The organism is Microcoleus sp. PH2017_09_SFU_O_A (assembly GCF_020738625.1).
Taxonomy (GTDB): Bacteria; Cyanobacteriota; Cyanobacteriia; order Cyanobacteriales; family Microcoleaceae; genus Microcoleus.
Window position 1 is genome coordinate 49,269 of record NZ_JAEQCF010000026.1, and the last position, 7,532, is coordinate 56,800.

The window sequence follows — 7,532 nt, forward strand, 5'->3', positions numbered from 1 at the left end:
AGTCCGAATATCAAACACAAAACAGGTTCGTAGTGAGGACTTCATTCCTCATGAATTTAGAGGACTTCATTCCTGACTACAAACATTGCTGATGGCTACACCTTACGAACAATTATCAATTTTTAAGTTGCCAAAAGTTCCAATAACTCAGCCTCCGACAGTAGCTTAACTCCCAAAGATTGAGCCTTTTCCAACTTAGAGCCAGCATCTTCACCTACAACCACATAATCGGTTTTAGCACTGACAGAACCTGTGACTTTTCCTCCAGCTTTGACAATCAAATCCTTAGCTTCATCTCGTTTCAGAGTCGGCAAAGTTCCGGTAAGTACAAATGTTTTACCTGCAAATTGTAAATTTTGAGCTGCCGAGTTCTGAGTTTTCATTTCTGAATGCAATTGCAATCCCGCAGTTTGCAACCGTGCAATTAAACTTTGATTTGCCGGAACTCGAAACCACTGATAAACAGCTTGTGCAATTTCCGGGCCGATGCCGTAAACTCCCTCAATTCCTGCCGCCGATACCGCTGCTAACTCTTCCACATTGGCAAACCTTTCAGTCAACAATTGAGCGTTGACACTGCCGACGTGGCGGATGCCCAGGCCGTAAAGTACCCGCGCATAAGGTTGATTTTTCGATCGGGCGATCGCACTTACCAACTTTTCTGCTAACTTTTTACCCATGCGTTCCAAAACCATCAATCTGTCAGCAGTCAAATCAAACAAATCCGCCGCCGACTGCACCAGATTGCTATCCACCATCTGCTGCACCAACTTTTCCCCAACACCGTTAATATCCAGAGCATCCCGGCTGCAAAAATGAATCAGGGAACCCCTCAAAATCGCCGGACAAGACGTGTTGATGCAGCGAGTCACGGCCTCCCCCTTTTCGCGAACCACAGGCTGCGTGCATTCGGGACAGCAGCTAGGCATTTGAAAAAGTTGAGCATTTGGGGGACGAAGTTCCGGCAAAACTCGGACAACTTCTGGTATAATCTCCCCAGCTTTTCTGACAATTACAGTATCGCCGATGTGAAGATTGAGATCGGAAAGTCGATCGCTATTGTGGAGAGAAGCCCGCGAAACCGTCGTTCCAGCCAACTGCACCGGTTTGAGTTCCGCCACAGGAGTCAGCGCGCCGGTTCTCCCGACTTGTACAGTTATTGCTTCTACAATTGTAGGGACTTCGGCAGCCGGATACTTAAGTGCGATCGCCCAACGCGGAAACCTCTGAGTAAAACCCAATTGTCGTTGCAGCCAAACCGAATTAATCTTAACAACAACCCCATCAGTCATATAGGGTAAATTTCGCCGTTCAGTATCCCAATATTCGTAATACTCCCGCACCTCATCCAACGAAGAGCAAATTTTCCGATTGGGATTCACCTTAAACCCCATCCTTCGCAACAATTCCAAAGATTCCCCTTGCGTCTTTTCCTCATTACCCTCATCTAAATGTAGAGTATAAGCAAAGAAATCCAACCGTCGCTTATCTACAATCTTAGAATCCAACTGTCGCAGCGTACCCGCCGCAGCATTGCGAGGATTAGCAAACAATTGTTCCCCCGCTTTTTCCCGTTCCCGATTAATATCCTCAAACACAGCCAAAGACAAAAAAGCCTCTCCCCGCACTTCCACCACAGGCGGCGGATTATCTAAATTAAGTTTGAGAGGAATCGAGCGAATAGTCTTAACATTTTGAGTAATATCCTCTCCCGCAATCCCATCTCCCCGCGTTGCACCCCGAACTAAAACCCCATTTTCATAGGTTAACGCTAAAGCAGAACCATCAATTTTTAACTCACAAACATAGGAAACCCCCCCCAACCCCCCCTTGCTAAGGGGGGGAGTAATTTCCTGGTAGGAACCCCCCCCCAGCCCCCCCTTGCTAAGGGGGGGAGTAATTTCCCTGTTTTCGTCATTGCTAGGTAGATGTGCAATTCCATCTTGTCCCCCCCCTTGATAAGGGGGGGTTAGGGGGGGTGCATTTCCCCCTTGATAAGGGTGGGTTAGGGGCGGTGAAATGCCATCCTCGGAAGGTAAAATCATATCTTGTCCCCCCCCTTGATAAGGGGGGGTTAGGGGGGGTGCAATTCGCTGCCAGCGTTCCTGCCATTTGGTCAATTCCTCAAAATTAAAAGCATTTTCCAAACTGTAGAGAGGAATATTGTGCTTGACGCTAAAAAATTGAGTAGCCGGCTTTTCTCCCACGCGCTGAGTCGGACTTTCCGCAGCAATCAACTCAGGATAATCTGATTCTAACTCTTGCAACTCTCGGTAAAGGCGATCGTACACCTCATCAGCCATCATCGGCGCATCAAGAACATAATAAGCATAGCTAGCTTCCTGTAGCTGCTGCCTCAATTGTTTAACTCGCTGCTGAATTTCTGGTTGCATATTAATTTAAAAGTGTATATTGTCTAACCGCAGATACTAGAATATAGCGGTTCTCAAAAAGATCGGGTACGTAGTTGGGCTTTAGCCCTCCTAGTTTAGTAGTTATATTAAACTGTCAGTCATACCTCATCTTTTTGAGAAAGGCTACAAACACAAACCATAGAAATTTTAGCATTATCTGCGCTGCTCTGCGGGGTGCATCTGTTTTTGGTAAATATGTTTGTAGGGGCGAAGCATGACCGTAGTCAATATGGGATTATAACTAATAACTTATATGCGGTCATGCTTCGCCCTCTTCAAAAGTGAGATGCACCCTACTCTGTGGTTGTAGTTAGGACATTTAAAATCGATTAACGATCCCAATCTTCAACTTCATAAAGGAAACGAGTTCCCCCCATCAGCTTGCGATTAGCCGAGGTACTTTGCACAAAAACCGCATACTTTTCTAGATTGCTCGGCTTGATGCGAACTGTCTCACCCATTGGCAAACCCAACATTTCTCGCGCCGCTTCTCCTTCAAATAAATCCCCTGTCAAACGCTCCATCAGCACAATTTCTTTCTTACCTTGGATAGTTTCTGTTTTGGTAAATTCATAAAACCCGCGCCCGGTTTTAAAAGCCAAACCATTTTCCAGAACAAAAGCTTTAATAGAAATCTCGTTGTCTACTTCGAGAATCTGAAATCTCCCCGGTTTGACAGCGCGCAATTCTACTGACTCATAAACAGCAGTCCCTTCCCGCTTCATCATGGTATCAAACATCTTGTTTAAGCCGCGACTCATGCGACCTTGACTGACAACTTCTTGTTCGTAAGCTTGTAGTTGTTCGTCAGATGATTGTTGGTAACAAACTGCTAAAAAGAAATCTGTGATGTAGGAAAATTGGTCGAGATTGAGGTGAAAACCGCCAGATTTTTCCGCTAGTTCTTTGTAGAATAAAGTAGCATGGGGACGGTTGAGAGCTTGGATGCCGTAAACGGCAATTCCCATCTGTGCTAACTTATCTACTTCTTGACGCCAGTTAAGTTTTTGGGGAGTTTGAGCGGGTGCGTGGGGGATATCGTCGCCAATTAGTACGAATGTTTTGGAATTAGTGGGAGTCCAGGAAAGTGATTGAGCTTCGTGCAAGACTAATTCATAACATTCTGGAGCATCGCCGCCGCCAGTAGGTTCGACATTTTCCACAAAATTGCAAATCTTGCCGACATCGCCAGACAAATCGAGGTGTTTAGTCACGTAGGTGCTGCCAGCATCGCAATAGTCGCCGTGAGCAATAATGCCAATGCGAATGCCAGGAATTTCATCAAGCAATCTTGTTACCGTCTCTTTGATTTTCCGACGAACTTGCGTCAAGCAAGGGTACATACTGCCAGTTGTATCAAAGCTAAAAACGACTTCAATGTTGTTGGTTGCCATGACCTGAATTTCCCTAAGGGACAACGATTTCTTACTCTTATTATAGCTCAATACATTTTACTTAATCTTGTCCTACAAGAGCAAGGAAGCAGATGAGGTACGTTGTTGGGCTTCAGCCCTCTTTCCGAATATTATAAAGAGGGCTAAAGCCCAACAACGTACCTAATTTGTATTACGAATCTAGTAAACAGTATTTATTGTAGCTCAAACAAAAAGGAGCCAGCAAGTAGAAAATCCAAAAAGTTTCTAATGATGACTCGCGTCGATAAATCATGAATTATGCGAAAACACTCTCACAAATTCAGGTCGGAAAAATCGCTAAACTTCTTGTTGTTATCTCCACCGGACATGGAAGGTTGAAGATTATCACTATTTTTTTCGCCATTCGAGTTGCCGTTGGCGCAGGACTTGAGCGAATCTTGAGAGTTCGGCTTGGTGAAAGCAAGCGGTTCAGCGTGTTCTACTTGAAACACGTTAGCGTATAGGTTGGCAATAATCTGTTTGCCACCCTGGGTCAATTCCAAGTAGTTCAAAGCTGCTGGAATGTATGGGAAAACTCCGTTCCAATAAAACTTGGCGTAATTTTGGCGCAAATCTCCCGGGGATTTGTAGCCCAAGATTTTATTAGTGCCGACTTCCTCAAATTCGTAGAATAGGGCGCTGATTTTGCGGAGGTAATTTGGGTCACTCAACTGACCGATTAAATCGGCGGCCCTGGCGAGCCCAGAATAGTTGTTTCTGTCTTGATGGGTTTCGCTAGCAGGAACTGGGAAGCGTGTCAACTCAATATTGCGCTTGATTTGTTCGGCATCAATTAATGTGTGGCCGCCGAAGCGTTCGTCTATTACGAGTTTTCCTCGATCGACATGATAAGGAGTTAGACTAGCAGAAGTGGCGCCGATCGCCACAGAAACCATGCCTCCATCAATACCAGTAGCATAGAGTCCCACAGATTCTTGGTCTTGGCGGCAAACACCTTTCACGTAGCCGATATCGTGGCATAGCAGTGAGATCAGGTAGTGCAGCCAATCTTCCGGCGACACACCCCCTTCGCGAATATGCTTGCCGCGAAGAATCTCTTGTCCCACCAAGGCCACGAGCATTGTGTGTTCCACATTGTGGTAAAGAGCATCGCAGTTAGCGATGTTTTCGAGAGCCATAGTCCCCGCCCAGGCGATAATTTCAGGGTAGTCAGGCTTGTACTTGCCGTAGGTGCGGCGGTAGCCGGCCTGTAGCTCTTGCACAAAAGCGTCAATCAGGATGGCAGTTGCATTGAACATGATAAATTCTCTCACTCAGGCTATAGTTGCAAACTCGATCGCAAATATCTGGGATAGCTGAAACAATAATCAATGGGCATTAGAATAGGTTTGACCCCTCGCCCAAAGACGGATACAAGCGTCGGCTTAAGTCCTAGATGCTACCCAAATTTTAGACCCAAGTTTCAGCTTCCAGATTCATCTGCCGAGTAAATCTCAAATCTCAACTCTCAACTCTCAAATCCACTCACCCCTCGGCGTTGAATTTTAAAGTTCAGCTAGTCTTGTTAGGTCAGAAAATTGCTCTTTTGGATATACTTCCCACGATAACCTAATTTCCCCAGTAAAAGATCGATTTTTTGGTATTAAATATTAGTGAAACAATTTACATCGTTTCACCGACTAATTATTAGAAGTTCTAGGTGTTAAAGTTATGAACTGTCTGTTTCCGAGTATCTCTACTGCGGCAATTCGCGCTCGGCGGTCGATCGCCCCAAAATACCTAGGATTGTTTGCATTCACGGCTGTTTGTACCGCTGCACCGGCCTTGGGAGCAGAACGAATCTATGTAACTTACGGGCCGCTAGAAGTATCAGTGCCGATCGAATCCCTGACACTCTTCGCCAAAGAAGGCAAAATAGACTCAAACTTGGACGGCTTCGCTCAGTACGCCAAAAAATCACAGCTAGCGGAGATTCGCAACGGCCTGCAAGCGAAAGCAGAAATCAGCCCTGTGACGATCGCCCAATTCCTCTACACGCCGCAAGGAGAAGTGCTCCTGGAACGTTTGGGGCGAGTAATTCAAACCAAAGCTCGGCAGCCTGGATTTTATGCCATCCGAGCCGCCCTAATTTTAGCAGCCTCAGATCCAGAAGGCATGACAATTCTCAACGTGCTGCGGAAATTCCCCACTTACGGCATCAGGATTGACATTGCGCGCGGCTTGGGTATCGCCAACGAGCTGACATCGCTGATCAACCGTTCCAATCGGACGATCGCCGGAGTCGCCAAGTTGTCGGAAACACAAGCAGCCGAGGAGTCTGGGATACCGCCCGCCGAAATGCTACAGATCCAGGAAAAGGGCCCCTATAATTGGAAAAAATCATCGGTAACTCTGACGAGTCCAAATCGCGATCGTACCTTTGATATCGACATTTACCTGCCGCTCAAAAGTCCGCAACCGGCTCCAGTCGTAGTAATTTCTCACGGTTTAGGTTCCGATCGCATTTCCTACGAGTATTTAGCCAAACACCTAGCCTCCTACGGCTTTGCCGTCGCCGTCCCCGAACACCCCGGCAGCAACGCCCAACAAATCCAAGACCTAGTAACAGGCAGAGCCAACGAAGTAGCAGAACCAGCAGAATTTGTCAACCGCCCCCTAGACATCAAAGACCTGCTCGATTATTTAACCCAACTTTCGACAACCAATCCGGCCTACCGAGGACAGCTAGACTTGCAGCGAGTCGGCGTCATCGGCCAATCTTTCGGAGGCTATACGGCTTTAACACTAGCGGGAGCCGAGATTAACTTTGCACAGCTAGACAAAGACTGCAAGCTGGAAAATGAAACTTGGAACCTCTCGCTGCTGTTGCAGTGCCGCGCCCGCAGCCTCGATCGCAACCAGTACAATTTCGGCGATCCGCGCGTCAAAGCTGCGATCGCCATCAACCCGATCGTCAGCAGCATTTTAGGAGAAACAAACCTCAGCAAAATCCAAATCCCAGTCATGGTAATCGCAGGCACCGCCGATACCGTCGCCCCCGCTTTGCTCGAACAAATTCAACCCTTCACATGGCTGACATCGCCGAACAAATATCTGGTGCTGATGAACAACGGGACTCACTTTTCCACGATCGACCAATCCCCTCAAAGCGTCTTTTTGCCACCAGCACAGGCGATCGGGCCCGAACCCGCCTTAGCCCGCCGCTACCTCAACGGACTCAGCCTAGCGTTCATGGAAAGCTATTTGAACAACAAATCAAAGTTCCGCCCGTATTTAGAGCCAAACTACGCCCTGGGCATCTCCCGAAATACTTTGGGACTGAGAATTTTGCGATCGCTCACCCCCCAGCAACTGCAACAGTTCAGCAGTGCTCCACCTCCTCGCAGCCCTGCACCTGCACCTGCGATCGCTCCAGTTGCTCCACCTTCTCCAGTTGCTCCACCTCGGGTAGCTCCTGTTCCCCGTTAGGGTTAAGTGCGATCGAAGCGACGCAATCTTTTCGCCTCTTTATCGTTTCATCAGCTTTCCTGATGACTCTCATCAGTTAAGCTGTTGTTACACCCCTTTACAAACCGAAATAAAAGGTTTATATTTATTTACATGGCGGAACACAAAGCCGTCACGAACATTGAAAACCAAATACAGCAATCATAAAACCATGACAGCAACCTTACAGCAGCGCGAAAGCGCCAACCTGTGGTCGCAGTTTTGCAACTGGGTCACCAGCACCGACAACCGCATT

The 7,532-nt window shown here is 47.2% G+C and carries 4 protein-coding genes; 1 reads left to right on the forward strand and 3 read right to left on the reverse strand.

Features of this window, described 5'->3' with window-relative positions; translation table 11 throughout:
- Nucleotides 1-122: 122 nt before the first annotated feature.
- The 3 genes from ligA to JGK16_RS12180 all read right to left on the reverse strand — a co-directional run bounded on the left by ligA (nt 123) and on the right by JGK16_RS12180 (nt 5,088).
- Nucleotides 123-2,393 carry an NAD-dependent DNA ligase LigA gene (ligA, locus tag JGK16_RS12170; RefSeq protein WP_293190628.1) on the reverse strand — a complete coding sequence of 757 codons (2,271 nt, stop codon included), beginning with the start codon at nt 2,391-2,393 and terminating at the stop codon, nt 123-125.
- 350 nt (nt 2,394-2,743) lie between these two features.
- Nucleotides 2,744-3,808 (reverse strand): vWA domain-containing protein, encoded by a 1,065-nt coding sequence (locus JGK16_RS12175; RefSeq protein ID WP_293190629.1) that lies wholly within the window; start codon nt 3,806-3,808, stop codon nt 2,744-2,746.
- A 293-nt stretch (nt 3,809-4,101) separates the two neighbouring features.
- A complete protein-coding gene (locus JGK16_RS12180) occupies nt 4,102-5,088 on the reverse strand; it encodes an Npun_R2479 family HD domain-containing metalloprotein (RefSeq protein ID WP_293183053.1) in 987 nt (328 codons plus the stop codon).
- 412 nt (nt 5,089-5,500) lie between these two features.
- On the opposite strand from JGK16_RS12180, the gene JGK16_RS12185 reads away from it, so the two are divergent.
- Nucleotides 5,501-7,258, forward strand: coding sequence for an alpha/beta hydrolase (locus JGK16_RS12185; protein ID WP_293183055.1), 1,758 nt, complete (start codon nt 5,501-5,503; stop codon nt 7,256-7,258).
- Nucleotides 7,259-7,532: the final 274 nt, after the last annotated feature.